The sequence below is a fragment of the Ornithinicoccus hortensis genome (genome assembly GCF_006716185.1).
GTDB lineage: Bacteria > Actinomycetota > Actinomycetes > Actinomycetales > Dermatophilaceae > Ornithinicoccus > Ornithinicoccus hortensis.
The window spans coordinates 2005621-2022829 of the sequence record NZ_VFOP01000001.1 but is presented as its reverse complement, the minus strand read 5'-3'; the positions used below and the strand labels follow the sequence as shown (position 1 = coordinate 2022829).

15 protein-coding genes are annotated in these 17209 nt (G+C 72.2%); 6 read left to right on the top strand and 9 right to left on the bottom strand.

The window, feature by feature from the left end; translation table 11 throughout:
• Positions 1-6: 6 nt before the first annotated feature.
• On the bottom strand, positions 7-1920 hold the full coding sequence (locus FB467_RS09405; protein ID WP_141786582.1) for a propionyl-CoA synthetase: 1914 nt from the start codon (positions 1918-1920) through the stop codon (positions 7-9).
• Positions 1921-1993: 73 nt separating this feature from the next.
• On the opposite strand from FB467_RS09405, the gene FB467_RS09400 reads away from it, so the two are divergent.
• The gene (locus FB467_RS09400; RefSeq protein ID WP_141784862.1) at positions 1994-3181 is read left to right on the top strand and encodes an LOG family protein; all 1188 of its coding nucleotides are present in this window, start codon (positions 1994-1996) and stop codon (positions 3179-3181) included.
• Between the two features lie 138 nt (positions 3182-3319).
• Here FB467_RS09400 and rlmN read toward each other — a convergent pair whose 3' ends face one another.
• From rlmN to pyrH, 6 genes are all read right to left on the bottom strand, one after another.
• Complete coding sequence (gene rlmN / locus FB467_RS09395) at positions 3320-4492, bottom strand: dual-specificity RNA methyltransferase RlmN (RefSeq protein WP_141784861.1); 1173 nt, start codon at positions 4490-4492, stop codon at positions 3320-3322.
• A 14-nt stretch (positions 4493-4506) separates the two neighbouring features.
• A complete protein-coding gene (locus FB467_RS09390; protein WP_141784860.1) occupies positions 4507-5880 on the bottom strand; it encodes an MFS transporter in 1374 nt (457 codons plus the stop codon).
• A gap of 54 nt (positions 5881-5934) precedes the next feature.
• Positions 5935-6885: an N-acetyl-1-D-myo-inositol-2-amino-2-deoxy-alpha-D-glucopyranoside deacetylase gene (mshB, locus tag FB467_RS09385; protein WP_211350583.1), complete on the bottom strand. Its 951-nt coding sequence runs from the start codon at positions 6883-6885 to the stop codon at positions 5935-5937.
• The gene (locus FB467_RS09380; RefSeq protein WP_141784859.1) at positions 6882-7778 is read right to left on the bottom strand and encodes a phosphatidate cytidylyltransferase; all 897 of its coding nucleotides are present in this window, start codon (positions 7776-7778) and stop codon (positions 6882-6884) included. The genes mshB and FB467_RS09380 overlap by 4 nt, the downstream gene beginning before the upstream one ends.
• A gap of 26 nt (positions 7779-7804) precedes the next feature.
• Positions 7805-8371: a ribosome recycling factor gene (gene frr / locus FB467_RS09375; protein ID WP_141784858.1), complete on the bottom strand. Its 567-nt coding sequence runs from the start codon at positions 8369-8371 to the stop codon at positions 7805-7807.
• Positions 8372-8457: 86 nt separating this feature from the next.
• Positions 8458-9252, bottom strand: a complete 795-nt coding sequence (gene pyrH, locus FB467_RS09370; RefSeq protein WP_228393461.1) for a UMP kinase — start codon at positions 9250-9252, stop codon at positions 8458-8460.
• 117 nt (positions 9253-9369) lie between these two features.
• On the opposite strand from pyrH, the gene FB467_RS09365 reads away from it, so the two are divergent.
• From FB467_RS09365 to nadC, 4 genes are all read left to right on the top strand, one after another.
• Positions 9370-10284: an NUDIX hydrolase gene (locus FB467_RS09365; RefSeq protein WP_141784857.1), complete on the top strand. Its 915-nt coding sequence runs from the start codon at positions 9370-9372 to the stop codon at positions 10282-10284.
• Between the two features lie 121 nt (positions 10285-10405).
• The gene (gene nadA / locus FB467_RS09360; RefSeq protein WP_228393460.1) at positions 10406-11416 is read left to right on the top strand and encodes a quinolinate synthase NadA; all 1011 of its coding nucleotides are present in this window, start codon (positions 10406-10408) and stop codon (positions 11414-11416) included.
• Complete coding sequence (locus tag FB467_RS09355) at positions 11413-12987, top strand: L-aspartate oxidase (RefSeq protein ID WP_141784856.1); 1575 nt, start codon at positions 11413-11415, stop codon at positions 12985-12987. Before nadA ends, FB467_RS09355 begins: the two co-directional genes overlap by 4 nt.
• On the top strand, positions 12987-13841 hold the full coding sequence (gene nadC / locus FB467_RS09350) for a carboxylating nicotinate-nucleotide diphosphorylase (protein ID WP_141784855.1): 855 nt from the start codon (positions 12987-12989) through the stop codon (positions 13839-13841). The genes FB467_RS09355 and nadC overlap by 1 nt, the downstream gene beginning before the upstream one ends.
• 80 nt (positions 13842-13921) lie before the next feature.
• Here nadC and tsf read toward each other — a convergent pair whose 3' ends face one another.
• Positions 13922-14749, bottom strand: a complete 828-nt coding sequence (gene tsf / locus FB467_RS09345; protein WP_141784854.1) for a translation elongation factor Ts — start codon at positions 14747-14749, stop codon at positions 13922-13924.
• 53 nt (positions 14750-14802) lie between these two features.
• Positions 14803-15750 carry a 30S ribosomal protein S2 gene (rpsB, locus tag FB467_RS09340; RefSeq protein ID WP_141784853.1) on the bottom strand — a complete coding sequence of 316 codons (948 nt, stop codon included), beginning with the start codon at positions 15748-15750 and terminating at the stop codon, positions 14803-14805.
• 326 nt (positions 15751-16076) lie between these two features.
• Here rpsB and FB467_RS09335 point away from each other — a divergent pair, with 326 nt between their 5' ends.
• A complete protein-coding gene (locus FB467_RS09335; RefSeq protein ID WP_425325849.1) occupies positions 16077-17189 on the top strand; it encodes a pyridoxal phosphate-dependent aminotransferase in 1113 nt (370 codons plus the stop codon).
• Positions 17190-17209 lie beyond the last annotated feature (20 nt).

Genomic DNA, 17209 nt, shown 5'->3' with positions numbered 1-17209 from the left:
TGGGGCTCAGGAGGTGCCGGAGCCGTCCTTGAGCACGTCGCGCAGCGCCTCCAGGACCGCCACGTCCTCGATCGTGCTGGGCACCTGGGGCGTGCGGCCGTCGGCCAGTTCCCGCATGGTCTTGCGCAGGATCTTGCCGGACCGGGTCTTGGGCAGCGCCTCGACGATGTCGACCCGGCGCAGCGCGGCGACCGCCCCGACCTCCGACCTGACCCGGGCGACGAGCTCGTCCCGCAACGCCTCGGTCGCGCCCTCGCCGTCGGTGGCGGCCCCGGCCTTGAGGACCACCAGCGCCCGGGGGACCTGGCCCTTGAGCGGATCGGTGACGCCGATGACGGCACACTCGGCCACCGCGGGGTGGCCGGCGAGGGCCTCCTCCAGCGAGCCGGTCGAGAGCCGGTGACCGGCCACGTTGAGGACGTCGTCGGTGCGCCCCATCACGAACACATAGCCGTCGGCGTCGACATACCCGCCGTCGCCGGTCAGGTAGTAGCCCTCGAAGGTCGACAGGTAGGACGCGACGTAGCGCTCGTCGTCCTGCCACAGCGTGGGCAGCGTGCCGGGCGGCATCGGCAACCGGATGCAGATGGCCCCCTCGGTGTCCGCCCCGACCTCTTCGCCGCGCTCGTCGAGCACCCGGACGTCGTAGCCGGGGACCGGCAACGAGGCGGAGCCGGGCTTGATCGGCAGCTGGAGCAAGCCGACCGGGTTCATCACGATCGGCCACCCGGTCTCGGTCTGCCACCAGTTGTCGATGACCGGCACCCCCAGCGCGTCGGACGCCCACTGCCAGGTGTCGGGGTCGAGCCGCTCCCCGGCCAGGAACAGGGTCCGGAAGGCGGACAGGTCGTGCTGCCCGACGAGGTCACCCGCCGGGTCCAGCTTCTTGATGGCCCGGATCGCGGTGGGGGCGGTGAACATCGCCACGGCGCCGTGCTCGGACAGCAACCTCCAGAACGCCCCGGCGTCGGGGGTGCCGACCGGCTTGCCCTCGTAGAGGATCGTGGTGGCACCGGTGAGCAGCGGGGCGTAGACGATGTAGGAGTGGCCGACGACCCAGCCGACGTCGGAGCCGCAGAACCACGCCTCACCCGGCTGCACGTCATACAGGTTGGTCATCGACCAGCGCAGCGCCACGGCATACCCCCCGCTGTCGCGGACGATCCCCTTGGGTTTGCCGGTGGTGCCGGAGGTGTAGAGGACGTACAGCGGGTCGGTGGCCGCGACGGGGACGCAACCGGCGGGCGCGACCGCGTCGGGGTGCATCAGCTCGGCCCAGTCCAGGTCGCGCTCCCCCAGCTCGGCCGGCTCCTGCTCGCGCTGGATGATGACCACGTGGTCCGGCTGGTGACCCGAGCGGCGCAGCGCCTCATCCAGCATCGGCTTGTAGGGCACCACCCGGGTGGGCTCGATCCCGCACGAGGCCGAGACCACGACGACCGGCTGGGCGTCCTCGATCCGGGCCGCGAGCTCGGCCGGGGCGAACCCGCCGAAGACCACCGAGTGGACCGCCCCGATCCGGGCGCAGGCCAGCATCGCGATGACGGCCTCGGGGATCATCGGCAGGTAGATGACGACCCGGTCCCCCTTCGTCACGCCGAGGTCGCGCAGCACGCCGGCGAACCGGGCCACCTGGTCCAGGAGTTCGGCATAGGTGTAGCTGCGTTGCGTGCCGGTGACGGGGCTGTCGTAGACCAGGGCGGTCTGGTCGGCCCGCCCCTTGATGACGTGCCGGTCCAGCGCGTTGTAGCAGACGTTGAGGGTGCCGTCGGGATACCACCGGTAGAACGGCGGGTCCGAGCCGTCCAGCACCTGGCGTGGCGGGTGGAACCAGTCGATCTGCCCGGCCGCCTCGCCCCAGAACCCGTCCGGGTCCGCGACGCTGCGTGCCATCAGGTCCCGGTACTCTTCCTCGGTCATCGCCGTCATGGCCCCATCTAAGTAGAGACGGCTGCGCTCCACCACCCTCACGCCCGCCGTTAGGTTGGGACACATGGCATCCCCCACGACCGGTGACCAGACCAGAGCGCCCGGCCCGCACCGGCGGTTCGGACGAATCGTGCCCGGCCTGGGACCGGGCGGCGACCGGGAGGTCGAGGACCTCGCGCAACTGGACCGGGTGCTGGCCTCCGGGGTGCCGCTGGCCGGGCTCCGCTTCCAGGGGCTGGACCTGACCGCGGCGGCGCCGGCGCTCCTGGAACGGGAGGACCTGCGGGGCCTGGTGGTGCTCGGCGGGGTGCTCACCCCCGAGCTCGACGAGCACCTCCGCACCCGCGGGGCGATCATCTTCCCGACCGACCCGGCGGCGCCCGTCCGGCCCTACCGGGGGTCGCTGTACACCCCCGAGGAGCTGTACGACGGGCTGGACCAGCACGGCTACGCGCACACCCCGGACGCCCGGGCCTACGCATGGGCCGAGGACGCGGCCCTGCGTCACGACGCCTACGTCACCGTGCTGCGCGCCATCCACGACGACGCCATGGCCGATGCGCTGGCGGCCGTGGTGGCCGGTCGGCGGGTGGTCGGGGTGATGGGCGGTCACGCCCTGCAGCGGGGCACCGAGGCGTTCACGAGCGCCGCCCGGGTGGGTCATGCCCTGGCCGGGAAGGGGTTCCTGGTGGCCACCGGCGGTGGCCCGGGGGCGATGGAGGCCGCCAACCTCGGGGCCTGGAGCACCGACGAGGAGGTCCTGGAGTCCGCCCTGGCGGCCGTCGCGGAAGTGCCCGACTTCGCCCCGGACATCGGGCCGTGGGCGCTGACCGCGCTCCGGGCCAGGCGTGCGGGAGCCCGCGAGGAGCGGTCGGACCCCCGGACCGTGCGCAGCATCGGCATCCCCACCTGGCACTACGGACACGAACCGCCCAACGTCTTCGGCGACCTCGTCGCCAAGTTCTTCTCGAACGCGCTGCGGGAGGACCTGCTGCTGCACCACAGCACCGCGGGTCTGGTCGTCCTCCCCGGCGCTGCGGGGACGGTGCAGGAGGTCTTCCAGATGGCCACCCGCCTGTATTACGAGGTGGACGACCCGGTCCCGCCGCTGGTCCTGGTCGGTGAGGAGCACTGGACCGGCCGGCTCCCGGTGTGGCCGCTGCTGCAGGCGCTCGCGGCCGACCGGCCGATGTCCGCCGCCATCCACCTGGTGGACACGACGGAGGCGGCCGCCGAGGTCCTGACCGCCTGACCCGCGCCGTCCGTGCGCCGAGCGGACGGGTTGTTGCCGGTTTTTCCGCGAGATCCGCGAATAACTGGTCCATTCGGCGCACTCCGGCCCGGGCACCGCCTGCCCGGTGACGCCCGTCGCCCGGCGCGTGGCGGCCGGTCAGGCGGTGGTCGCCGCCAGCTGGCCGCAGGCACCGTCGATCTCCGAACCCCGGGTGTCGCGCACCGTGGTCGGGATGCCGTGCGCGCGCAGCCGCTCGACGAAGTTCTGCTCGACGCCGCGGCGGGAGGCGGTCCACTTCGACCCGGGGGTCGGGTTGAGCGGGATCGGGTTGACGTGCACCCACCCGCGGCCGCGGGCGTTGAGCTTCTCGCCCAGCAGGTCGGCCCGCCAGCCGTGGTCGTTGATGTCCCTGATCAGGGCGTACTCGATGCTCACCCGCCGACCGGTCGTGTCGAAGTAGCGCCGGGCCGCGTCCAGGGCCTCGTCGACCTTCCACCGGGTGTTGATCGGGACCAGTTCGTCGCGCAGCTCGTCGTCGGGCGCGTGAAGGGACAGCGCGAGGGTGACCGGGATCCCCTCGGCGGCGAGCTTGTCGATCGCGGGCACCAGGCCGACCGTGGACATCGTGATGCCGCGCGCCGACATGCCCAGCCCGTCCGGCGAGGGGTCGACCAGCCGCCGGATCGCGTTGACCGCCGAGCGGTAGTTGGCCAGGGCCTCCCCCATCCCCATGAAGACCACGTTGCTGACCCGCAGGGCGTCCTGGGTGGTGCCCGCGCCCTCGTCGCCCCCGGCGAGGTCGCCGTGCCGGAGGAACCGGGCCGCGGCCACCACCTGCTCGACGATCTCGGCGGTCGACAGGTTGCGGGTCAGCCCGGCCTGACCGGTGGCGCAGAACGGGCAGTTCATCCCGCAGCCCGCCTGGCTGGAGATGCACATCGTCACCCGGCCGGTGTAGCGCATCAGGACCGACTCCACCATCGCGCCGTCGTGCAGCCGGTGCACCTGCTTCACCGTGGCCCCGTCGTCGGTCGACAGCTCCCGCACGGGGGTGAGCAGCGGCGGCAACAGGGTCGAGACCAGCTGCTCCCGGTCGGCCTTGGGCAGGTCGGTCATCTCGGCGGGGTCGGTGACCAACCGCTCGAAGTAGTGCCGCGAGACCTGGTCGGCCCGGAACGCCTTGTCACCCAGCTCGGTGACCCAGGCACGCCGCTGACCCATGTCCAGGTCGGCCAGGTGGGCCGGTGGCTTGCCCCGCCGGGGCGCGCTGAAGGTCAGCTTCCCGGGGACGGGACGCTGCGTGCTGGGGGTGGGGAGCTCGGTGGTCATCGCACCCCATTGTCTCAGGCGCGGCGGGACAGCGGGACCAGCAGCAGGGCGAGGGCCCCGAGCCCGCCGTAGACGACCGCGGAGTATGCCGTCCGCTCGGCCGGGAGGACCGCGACCCAGGCGAGCGCGGAGGCCGTGGCGGTGGTGATCAGGGCGGTGCCGATCACCTCGGACATCACCAGCGCCTGCGCCGCCTCGCTCGTGGCGATCCCGTCCGGGACCTCCGGCTCGTCCAGCACCCGGTTGAGGGTGTCCACGTAGCAGGTGCCCATGCCGACCCCGCACAGCGTCCAGCCGAGCAGGTGCAGCCACCAGCGCACGTCCGCGACGGCTAGCGCCTCCGTGCCGGGCAGCAGGGACACGGCGAGCACCGCCGCGCCGACCGCCAGGCAGCCGGTCCCCACCGCCACGCGGCGGGTGAAGGCCTCCCCCCGTGCCGGCCAGCGGCTGCACACCGCCCCCATGACCGACCAGCCGGCACCCCCGGCACCCAGGAGCACGGCGATCGACCCCGCTCCCCGACCCAGCAGGTCGTGGGCCGTGATCGCGACGATCGCCTGCGCCCCGAAGTAGCTGCCGCACAGCACGGCCACCACCAGGACCCCGCTCGGTCGACCACGCCGGGCGGTCAGCACCCCGGCTGGCAGGATGCGCCCCGACGCGGTGATCACCACCACCGTGCCGACCGCCGCGACTACCAGGCTGGGCCAGGACGGACCGGCGAGGGAGACCAGGGTGATCCCCGCGGCCAACGCGATCGCAGGGATCACCCCGAGCGGCCGGTCACCGTCCTGCCCGGCGCGGTCCAGCCTCCGGAGCCGGGAGATGACCACGGCCCGGGCCACGAGCAGGAGCGGCAGGTAGGCGACCAGCGCCCACCGCCACCCGATGACGGCCGCCGTCCACCCGGCATACAGCGGCCCGACCAGGGAGGCGACCAGCCAGACCATCGCGTAGCCCGCCAGGACCCCGCGGCGCCAGGACTCGGGCAACGCGGTGACCAGCGCCGACATCCCGACCGTCATCAGCGCCCCGCTGGCCAGCGCCGCCAGGACCCGACCGGCGAGGAAGACCGGGAAGGTCGGCGCCAGCGCGCTGACCACCCCGCCCAGCACCACCACGGGCGTGAGCCAGGACAGCATGGTCGCCGCGGACCACCGCGAGAGCAGCGCCGCCCCCAGCGGCATGGTGAGGAAGAGCCCCGCCTGCACCGCGGCCACCAGCAGGCCGTAGTGCTGCTGTGCCCCCAGGTCGGCGGCCATCAGCGGAGTGATGGTGCCGGTGACGTAGGTCTGCATCGCCGCGACCAGCTCGACGGACAGCATCGCCACGGCGAGGACCGCGGCGGACGACCGAAGACCCTGCCGTGTCGTCGAGGATGCCGTCATACCGTGATGCTAGCAATCTAAGAATGAGCAGACAAACGGGCCCGGGTGGGAGGGTCAGTCGTCCCCGTCGAGCGGCAGACCGGCGAAGACGTCGTCGACCGGGCCGGCGAGCGGCACGCCGGAGGCGTAGCGGTAGCTCTCCTCCCACAGCAGCCCGGGCGGGGCGCCCTCGAGCTTGAAGAAGAACTCGTCCGGGCGGATCTGGCTCTGGTGCGCCCGGAGCGCCGCGAACCGTTGGGCCGCGTAGGGGTAGCCGTCGATCCGGACGTCGATGTGCTCGTCCCGCACGCTCAACATCGGCGGCTCGTCCGAGCTCAGGTCGAAGGAGTCGAAGAACTCATCGGTCTCCCCCGCGTCGCGCGCCGCCTGGATCATGGTGCGGACCATGGTCTCGGCCATGGCGGTCCACAGGGTGCGCTGGACGCCCCAGGCGGCGCCCAGGTCCGGGCGGTGGGAGGGCACGGCGGCGAGCGCGACGGCATACGTGGCGACCCGGTGGGCCTGGATGTGGTCCGGGTGGCCGTAGTGGCCGTTCTCGTCATAGGTGATGAGCACGTGCGGTCGCCGGTCCCGGATCAGCGCGACCAGCTCGTTCGCCGCCTCCAGCAGGTCGGCGCGCCAGAAGCTGCCCTCGTGCGGGTCGGGGGCCGGGACCACCCCGCGTTGCGGGTCGTATGCCATGCCGGAGTCGCGCCACCGGCCGTCGCCGCCGAGCCGCACGAAGTCGGTGACGCCGAGGGCGGCCATCGCCGTGCCGAGCTCCTCCAGCCGGCGGGGCGCGAGGGCATCCTCCCGGTCGGCGGCCAGGTGGACCAGGTCCGGGCTCACCACCTCTCCGAGCTCGCCCAGCGTGCAGGTGACGAGCGTGACCCCGGCGCCCTCGGAGGCGTACCGCGCCATGGTCGCGCCGGTGGTGCTCGACTCGTCGTCGGGGTGGGCGTGCACCAGCATCAGCCGGCGGTCCGGGGCGGACGGGGGTGGGAGCGGGCGCTGGTCCTCGGTCACCCGTGCACCGTAACCACCGGGACGAGGACACCCAGCAGCAACCAACAGACCGGCGCCGTGACCAGCAGGGAGTCCAGCCGGTCCATGACGCCGCCGTGGCCGGGCAGCAGGTTGCCCATGTCCTTGATGCCCAGGTCACGCTTGATGGTCGACTCCGACAGGTCGCCCATGGTGGCGAAGCACGCCACGCACGCCCCCAGCAGCAGCCCTGCCCACACCGGCCCGTCCAGCAGGAGCGGCACCGTCAGGGCCCCGGCGACCAGGCAGCTGGAAACCGACCCGGCGAAGCCCTCCCAGGACTTCTTCGGGCTGATCGAGGGCGCCATCGGGTGGCGCCCCGCGACCACGCCCACGGCATACCCCCCGATGTCGCTGACCACGGTGACGATCGCGAAGGTCAGGATGCGCCCCACCCCGTCCTCGGCGGCGAGCATCAGCATCGCGATCCCCGCCATCACCGGCAGGTAGGTGAGCACGAAGACCCCACCGGCGACATCCTTGAGTGCGCCCTCCAGCCCGTCGACGGCCCGCCACAGCAGGATGCCGATGCTGGCCAGGACGAACCCGAGCACCAGCCCCTCGGGCCCCGCGTAGTAGGCGACCGGCACGATCAGCGCGGTGCCCAGCAGCGTCGGCACGTACGGGACGTGGATCCGCCCCTGGGTCAGCGCGCCGATCATCTCGACGGCACCGAGGACGATCGCGGCGGTCACCAGGATGAGGAAGGCCGGCTTCCAGATCACCAGGGTCGCGATGACCAGCGCTCCCAGCCCGACCCCGACCCCGATGGCGGCCGGCAGGTTGCGGCCGGCCCGGGAAGGCGAGGGGTTGCCCCCTTGGGCCCTTCGCTGGGCCTGGAATGCGCGGCGCGAGGAGGCCGCAGGCGGGGTCACGCTGTCTTCCTCCTGGACGTGGTCGGTCAGACCTCCAGCAGTTCGGCTTCCTTGTTCTTGAGCAGTTCGTCGATCGCGTCCACGTGCTTCTTGGTGAGCGCCTCGAGCTCCTTCTCGGCGCGGCTGCCCTCGTCCTCGCCGATGTCGCCGTCCTTGACGGCCTTGTCGACCACGTCCTTGGTATGGCGGCGCACGTTCCGGACGGAGACCTTGGCCTCCTCGCCCTTGCTGCGGGCCAACTTGATGTAGTCGCGGCGACGCTCCTCGGTGAGCTGCGGCATCACGATCCGGATGACGTTGCCGTCGTTGCCCGGGTTGACCCCCAGGTCGGACTCGCGCAGCGCCTTCTCGATCTCGGACATCGCCCCGCGGTCGAACGGCTGGATGAGGACCGTGCGGGCGTCCTGCACCTGGAAGGAGGCCAGCTGCTGCAGCGGGGTCGGCGCGCCGTAGTAGTCCACCAGCAGCTTGCTGAACATGCTCGGGTGGGCTCGGCCGGTGCGGATGCTGGCCATGTCCTCGCGGGCGACCTCGACGGCCTTGGCCATCTTCTCCTCGCCCTCCAGCAGGGCCATCTCAGTGGTGTCGGACATTCGCATGCTCCTTGCGTCTGCGTGCTCGGCTTTGCGGTGCTCGGGTCAGTCGGGCCGTCGTGCCGCGGGGCGGCGGGCCAGGTCGGTCATTCGGCGGTGACCAACGTGCCGATCTTCTCACCCCGCACGGCGCGGGCGATGCTGTCCTCGCCGTCCATCCCGAAGACCAGCATCGGCAGGTCGTTCTCCATGCACAGGCTGAACGCGGCCGCGTCGACCACCTTCAGGTTGCGGGACAGCGCGTCGGCGTAGGTGAGGGTCTCGAGCTTGCGGGCCTCGGGGTCGGTCCGGGGGTCGGCCGTGTAGACCCCGTCGACGCCGTGCTTGCTCATCAGGACGGCGTCGCACTTGATCTCCAGCGCCCGCTGGGCCGAGACGGTGTCGGTGGAGAAGTAGGGCATCCCGGCGCCAGCCCCGAAGATCACCACGCGCCCCTTCTCCATGTGCCGGATGGCGCGCCGCGGGATGTAGGGCTCGGCCACCTGGCCCATCGTGATCGCGGTCTGCACGCGGGTCTCGACCCCCTCGTGCTCCAGGAAGTCCTGCAGCGCCAGGCAGTTCATGACGGTGCCGAGCATGCCCATGTAGTCGGCGCGGGACCGCTCCATCCCGCGCTGCTGCAGCTGTGCCCCGCGGAAGAAGTTGCCCCCTCCGACGACGACGGCGATCTGGACACCCTCCCGGGCCACGGTCGCGATCTGCCGGGCGATCCCGCGGACCACGTCGGGGTCCAGGCCGACCTTGCCGCCGCCGAAGGCCTCGCCGGAGAGCTTCAGCAGGACGCGGCGGGTGCCGGGGTGGTTGCCCTCGTCGGGTCGGACCGGGGATTCGGCGGGGTGTGTGATGACGGCCTCCTCGGGCATGGAGATACTGGCGGTCACGAGGCCTCCCGGCGGTTCGTGCGGAAACTGGCGGTCGATAGATCCTGCCATACCGGCCGCGGGCACGCCGATCGTGCCTGGTGGGTGCGCCCGGGACGGGTCCGGCATGATGACCCGGTGGGCAGTGAACGGGTAGGCACGGAACTGGTGGCCGTCATCGCCGCCGTCACCGACGGCACACCCGTGGTGCTCACGACGGACGGCGGCCGGGACCGGCTCCCGGCGGGCCCCCTCCGGTCGGACCATCGGTCGATGCAGGCGGGGCTGAGCGCGTGGGTGGAGCAGCAGACCGGTCACCGCCTGGGCTACGTCGAGCAGCTCTACACCTTCGCCGACCCCGATCGGTCCGGCTCCGCGGGCAAGGTGATCTCCGTCTCCTACCTCGGCCTGACCACCGTCGCCGCCCCCGGCCCGGAGTGGCGGGGTTGGTACGACTTCTTCCCCTGGGAGGACCGCCGGGACGCCGGAGGGTCCGCCGGGACCGAGCCCGACGCGACGGCCCCCCTCGTGGCGGCGCTGCAGGACTGGTCGACGGCTGTGACGGGTGCCGAGCGGGAGCGCCGGGCGCTGCGCCGCACGGTGTGCTTCGGCCTGGAGGGGCGCCCCTGGCGGCCGGAGCTGGCCCTCCAGCGCTACGAACTGCTCTACGAGGCCGGGCTGATCCCCGAGAGCGGCCGGGCCGAGCCCCTGCCCGGCTCCGGGGAGCCGATGCCCCTGGACCACCGGCGGATCCTGGCCACCGGGATCGCGCGGCTGCGCGCCAAGATCCAGTACCACCCGGTGGTCTTCGAGCTGATGCCGGACACGTTCACCCTCGGCCGCCTCCAGGCCACGGTCGAGGCGCTGGCCGGCCAACCCCTGCACAAGCAGAACTTCCGGCGGCTGGTGACGCACCAGGACCTGGTCGAGGCGACCGGCGAGACCGACTCCGACACCGGCGGTCGGCCCGCCAGGTTGTACCGCTTCCGGCGCGAGGTCCTCGACGAACGCCACGTCGCCGGCACCAAGTTGCCCGAACCGCGCACCCGCTGACCCGCGCGGTGTGACGCACCGCACGCCCTCACAGATTGATTAATGCTCAGTTTCAGCATTAGAGTGGTCCCACCTAGATATGCTCATTCATAGCATAAGAGCCTCGAGCGAGGAGACCCCGATGACCGAGACCATGAGCCGTGCCGGGGGCACCGGCCTCCCCGACCTGATGGAGCGCACCGCCGCCCTGTATGACCGGGTCCGCCACGTGATCCCGGAGGTGGAGTGGGCCGTCCACGCGGCGGACGTCGAGGCCATCCTCGACCTCAAGCGGGAACGCAACGCGGTGATTCTGGCGCACAACTACCAGACCCCGGAGATCTTCCACTGCGTCTCGGACATCGTGGGCGACTCGCTGGCCCTGGCGCGGGAGGCCCAGACGGTCGACGCCGACGTCATCATGCTCGCCGGCGTGCACTTCATGGCCGAGACCGCCAAGCTCCTGAACCCGGCCAAGACAGTGCTGGTCCCCGACCTCCGGGCGGGGTGCTCCCTGGCGGAGTCGATCACAGCTCAGGACGTGCGGGACCTGCGCAGCCAGCACCCGGGTGTCCCGGTGGTCACCTACGTCAACACCTCGGCGGCGGTGAAGGCCGAGAGCGATATCTGCTGCACCTCGGGCAACGCGGTGCGGGTGATCGAGTCCCTCGGGGTCGACCGGGTGATCATGATCCCGGACGAGTTCCTGGCCCAGAACATCGCCCGCCAGACCGGGGTCGAGGTGATCACCTGGGCGGGCCACTGCGAGGTCCACGAGCGGTTCACCCCGCAGGACATCCGACAACTACGGGTCGACCACCCCGACGCCGTGGTCCTGGCACACCCCGAGTGCCCGCCCGACGTCGTGGCCGAGGCGGACACCTCCGGGTCGACCGCCCAGATGCTCGACTTCGTGGTCACCCGGCGCCCGAGCACCGTGGCACTGATCACCGAGTGCTCGATGAGCGACAACATCGCCGCCCAGCACCCGGAGATCGACTTCGTCCGGCCGTGCAACCTGTGCCCGCACATGAAGCGCAGCAGCCTGGCCAAGATCCGCGCCGGGCTGGAGTCGCTGACCCACGAGGTCACGATCGAGCCGGACGTGGCGGACCGGGCACGCCGCGCGGTAGAACGGATGTTGGCCGTATGACCGCCCGGACGCACCTGCCCCTGGACGCCGGGCCGGTCATCGTGGGAGCGGGGCTCGCCGGACTGGTCGCGGCCCTGGAGCTCGCACCGCTGCCCTGCACCGTCGTGACCACGGGCGAGGTCGGGACCCTGGCGGCCAGCGCCCGTGCCCAGGGCGGTCTCGCGGCCGCCCTCGGTCCGGGTGACTCCCCCGAGCAGCACGCCGCCGACACGCTGGCCGCGGGCGCCGGCCTGTGCGACCCCGTGGTGGTGCGACGCGTCACCGACGCCGCCGAGGGCGTCGTGGATCTGCTCGCCGGACTGGGCGCCCGGTTCGACCGCACCCCGGAGGGGGCCTACCGCCTGGGGCTGGAAGGTGCCCACGGCCGGAGCCGGATCGTGCACGCCGGTGGCGACGGCAGCGGCGCCGAGATCCTCCGCGCCGTCGCGGAGGCGGTCCGGCACACCCTCTCGATCACGGTGCTCCCCCACACGACGGCCCGGGACGTCGTCGTGCACGACGGTGCGGTGGTCGGCCTGGTCGTGGAGGACGCCGGGGCGACGCGCCGGATCGCCACCGATCGGGTGGTGCTGGCCACCGGCGGCGCCGGCGGCCTGTGGCAGCACACCACCAACCCCACGGGCGCCCTCGGTGGCGGGCTCGTCCTGGCCGCCCGTGCCGGTGCCCTCCTCCGCGACCTGGAGATGGTCCAGTTCCACCCCACGGCACTCGACGTGGGCACTGACCCCATGCCGCTGCTGAGCGAGGCCGTGCGGGGTGCGGGCGCCGTCCTCGTCGACGCCGGTGGTGCCCCGCTGCTGCCGGACAGCCTCGCCGCACGGGACGTCGTGGCCCGGGCGGTGTATGCCAGGACCCAGCGCGGGCAGGGCGTCTTCCTCGACGCCCGGGGCGAACTCGCCCTTCGGCTGGTCGAGCAGTTCCCGGCGTTCGGCGGCGCCTGTCACGCCGGCGGTATCGACCCGGTGACGGACCTGGTCCCGGTCAGGGCGGCGGCGCACTACCACTGCGGCGGGGTGGCCGTGGACGAGCGGGGCCGGAGCACCGTCCCCGGGCTCTGGGCCTGCGGAGAGGTCGCCAGCACCGGGCTGCACGGGGCCAACCGCCTGGCCAGCAACTCGCTGCTCGAGGCCGTCGTCCTGGGCCGCGCCGTCGCGGCCGACCTGCGCGAGGGCGAACGCTCCCCCGGTGCGCCCCCGCGACCGCGGTCGTCCCCACCCCCGGACGGGCCTCACCCGGCGGCGAGCCGGTGGACTCCCGCCACCGGGCAGGGTGACCTGACCGCCATCCGGACCCTGATGGAGCGCGCGGTCGGGGTGGTCCGCGACGGGCCCGACCTGGGTGCGGCCAGCGAGCGCCTACGGGACATCGCGGCCCGCACCCCCGCGGGACGGGTCCACGACGCGGCCGTCGCCGCGCTCATGATCAGCGCGTCTGCCCTGGCTCGCACCGAGAGCCGGGGTGGCCACGCCCGGGCCGACTACCCGGACACGGATGCCACCCCCCGACATACCGACATCCGGCTGACCGACGTCCTCGGACCGGTCGGCCCCGACATCGCCAGGAGCGCCTGATGCTGCACACGCCCCTTCCCGACGCCCTGCTCGAGCCCGTGGTCCGCGGTGCCCTCGCCGAGGACCTCGGTCGCGCCGGGGACCTGACCACCGAGTCGGTCGTCCCCGCCGACGCGACGGCCGAGTTCGTGCTCACCGCCAGGCAGGAGGGCGTGATCGCCGGGCTGGACACCGCCCGCATCGCGCTCGCACTGACCGATCACCGGATCGGGTTCGAGCCGCTGGTCCACGACGGGCAGCGGGTGGCACCCAGCATGCCGGTCGCCCGGATCGCCGGGCCGGCGCGCGGCATTCTCACCGGCGAACGGGTCGCCCTGAACTTCCTGGGACACCTCAGCGGCGTCGCGACCGCCACCGCGCAGCTCGCCGACGCGATCGCGCACACCCGCACGCGGGTCTGTTGCACCCGCAAGACCACGCCGGGGCTGCGCGCGCTGGAGAAGTATGCCGTCCGCTGCGGCGGCGGGGTGAACCACCGGTTCGGCCTGGACGACGCGGTGCTCGTCAAGGACAACCACATCGCCGTCGCCGGCTCGGTCACCGAGGCCGTCCGACGGGTCCGGGACCGGGTCGGGCACCTGGTGTCCGTGGAGGTCGAGGTGGACTCCCTGGAGCAGCTCGCCGAGTTGCTGCAGGACCCGGTGGACGCCGTCCTGCTGGACAACATGGACGCCGCGACCACGGCCCGGGCGGTCCGCATGGTGGGTGGGGCGATGGTCACCGAGGCGTCCGGCACGGTGACGGCGGCCACCGCCCCGGCACTGGCCGAGGCGGGGGTCGACCTGGTGTCGGCCGGCTGGATCACGCACAGCGCCCCGGTCCTGGACCTCGGGCTGGACCACCCGGGCGGCTGACCCGAGGACGGCCCCGGGTACGCGTGAGGCCGGGTCCCACACGGGGACCCGGCCTCACGGCATACGGCAGTGGTGCCTGCTCAGACGCCGACCTTGAAGCGGGCGAAGGCCTGCACCTGCGCGCCGCCGTCCTGGGCGACCTGGGCCACGGACTTCTTCGGGTCCTTGGCGAACGGCTGGTCGAGCAGCACGTTCTCCTTGAAGAAGCCGTTGACCCGACCCTCGATGATCTTGGGCAGCGCCTGCTCGGGCTTGCCCTCCTCGCGAGCGGTCTCCTCGGCGATGCGGCGCTCGTTCTCCACCGTCGTGCTGTCGACCTCGTCGCGGGTCAGCACCGTGGGGCTGAACGCGGCCACGTGCATGGCGATGTCGCGGGCGAGCTGCTCGTCGCCGCCCTCGGTGGAGATCAGCACACCGATCTGCGCCGGCAGGTCGGGGCTGGTCTTGTGCAGGTAGGACACGACGTTCGCGCCCTCGAGCCGGGCCACGCGGCGGATCTCGATCTTCTCGCCGATGGCCGCGTTGGCCGCGTCGATCACGTCGCTGACCTTCTGGCCGTCCAGCTCGGAGGCCAGCAGGCTCTCGGCGTCGGTGGCGCCGACGGCCACGGCCTGGGCCAGGACCTTGTCGGCCAGCGCGCCGAACTTCTCGCCCTTGGCGACGAAGTCGGTCTCGCAGTTGATCTCGAGCAGGGTGCCGGTGCCACCGTCGACGTGGGCGGCCACCAGGCCGTTGGAGGCCGAGCGGCCTTCACGCTTGGTGACGCCCTTCAGGCCCTTGACGCGCAGGATCTCGGCGGCCTTGGTGCTGTCGCCGTCGGCCTCGTCCAGTGCCTTCTTGACATCCATCATGCCGGCACCGGTCTGCTCGCGCAGGGCCTTGATGTCGGCGGCGGTGTAGTTCGCCATTATGCGGGTTCGCTCCTTAGTGGTCTGCGAAGGGAAGGGGAGTCTGCGGTCGCTCAGGCCTGGTCGGCGGCCGGGGTCTCGGCGGCCTCCGCGGCCGGGGCCTCGGTGGTCTCAGCAGCGGGGGCCTCGGTGGCCGGGGCCTCGGTGGTCTCAGCAGCGGGGGCCTCGGTGGCCTCCGCAGCCGGAGCCTCAGCGGCCGGAGCCTCGGCGGTCTCGGCGGCCGGGGCCTCCTGAGAACCGGCGAGCAGCTCGCGCTCCCACTCGGCCATCGGCTCGGCGTTGGCCGAGCCCTCCTCGGCGGTGCCGCCGGAGGAGCGGGCGATCAGGCCCTCGGCCACGGCGTCCGCGATCACGCGGGTGAGCAGGGCGACCGAGCGGATCGCGTCGTCGTTGCCGGGGACCTTGTAGTCGACCTCGTCCGGGTCGCAGTTGGTGTCCAGGATCGCGATGACCGGGACGCCGAGCTTGCGGGCCTCGGTGACGGCCAGGTGCTCCTTCTTGGTGTCGACGACCCACACGGCCGAGGGGACCCGGGCCATGTCGCGGATACCGCCCAGGGCGCGCTCGAGCTTCTCCATCTCGCGGCGCATCATGAGCAGTTCCTTCTTCGTGTGCGAGGAACCGGCCACGTCGTCGAAGTCGATCTCCTCGAGCTCCTTCAGACGGGTCAGCCGCTTGGACACGGTCTGGAAGTTGGTGAGCATGCCACCGAGCCAACGGTGGTTCACATACGGCATCCCGACCCGGGTCGCCTGCTCGGCGACGGACTCCTGCGCCTGCTTCTTGGTGCCGACGAACAGGATCGTGCCGCCGTGCGCCACGGTCTGCTTGACGAAGTCGTACGCCTCGTTCAGGTAGTTCAGCGACTGCTGCAGGTCGATGATGTAGATGCCGTTGCGCTCGGTCATGATGAAGCGCTTCATCTTGGGGTTCCAGCGACGGGTCTGGTGCCCGAAGTGGACGCCGCTCTCCAGGAGCTGGCGCATGGTGACGACGGCCATGCCGAGGTCTCGCTTTCTATGGGTGACGGTTTGGTCCTGGCACGGGCGACGCTCCCCACCCGGGCTGCGAACAGGTCCGGGACCGCGGGGCGCGCCCCGTCACGGTGACGGAAGGCTCGTGCGCGAATTCGTCTGGCGAGCCGGACCGGGGTCCGGACACACCACACGTGCGTCCCATCCTACGACTCGCGGGCGCAGGCACGAAATCGCCACGGGCTGCCGGACGGCGGGACACCCCCGGCCGTTACGCTCGCCCCGTGGCCACCCCAGAGAACCCCTACCTGATCTCCCGCTTCGCCGGCTTCGGCGAGACCATCTTCTCGGAGATGACCCAGCGGGCCCTGCAGTTCGACGCCGTCAACCTGGGCCAGGGCTTCCCCGACACCGATGCCCCGCCGGAGGTGCTCCAGGCGGCCAAGGACGCCATCGACGGCGGGCTCAACCAGTACCCACCGGCGCCCGGCATGCCGGTGCTGCGCCGCGCGATCGCCGACCACCAGCGGCGCTTCTACGGTCTGGAGGTCGACCCGGACACCGAGGTCCTCGTCACCGTGGGTGCGACGGAGGCGATCGCGGCGACCGTCCTGGCGCTGTGCGAGCCGGGTGACGAGGTGGTCACCTTCGAGCCCTACTTCGACTCGTACGCCGCGACCGTCGCCCTGGCCGGTGCCACCCGTCGCACCGTCCGGCTGCGGTTCCCCGACCTGTCCATCGACGAGGAGGAGCTGCGGGCCGCGTTCTCCGACCGCACCCGGATGGTGCTGCTGAACTCGCCGCACAACCCGACCGGCAAGGTGTTCTCTCGCGAGGAGATCGAACTGGTCGGGCGGCTCGCCGCCGAGCACGGCGCCTGGCTGGTCAGCGACGAGGTCTACGAGCACATGGCCTTCGACGGCCTGCAGCACATCCCGCCGGCGACGCTGCCGGGGTTGGCCGAGCGCACCATCACGATCTCCTCGGGCGGCAAGACCTTCTCGGCCACCGGGTGGAAGGTCGGCTGGCTGCACGGACCGGCCGAGGTGGTCACGGCGATCAAGGGGGTCAAGCAGTTCCTGACCTTCGTCGCGAGCGGACCGTTCCAGCCCGCCATCGCCCTGGGGCTCGAGCTGCCGGACGAGTTCTTCACCGGGCTCGCCGACTCGATGGAGCACAAGCGGGACGTCCTGGTCGAGGCGCTCACCGGCGTGGGCCTGGAGGTGGCCCCGTGCCACGGGACCTACTTCGCGATCGCCGACGTCGCCCCGCTCGGAGCGACCGACGCGGTGGACTTCTGCCGCCGGATGCCCGAGGAGATCGGGGTCGTGGGGGTGCCCGTGTCAGTCTTCTGCGACGACAAGGAGTCGGTGAAGACCCTGGTCCGGTTCGCCTTCTGCAAGCAGGAAGAGGTCCTCCAGGAGGCCGCCAGGCGCCTGGGCCGCCTCGCCGGACGAGCCGGCTGACCCCGGAGCGGGACCTGCAC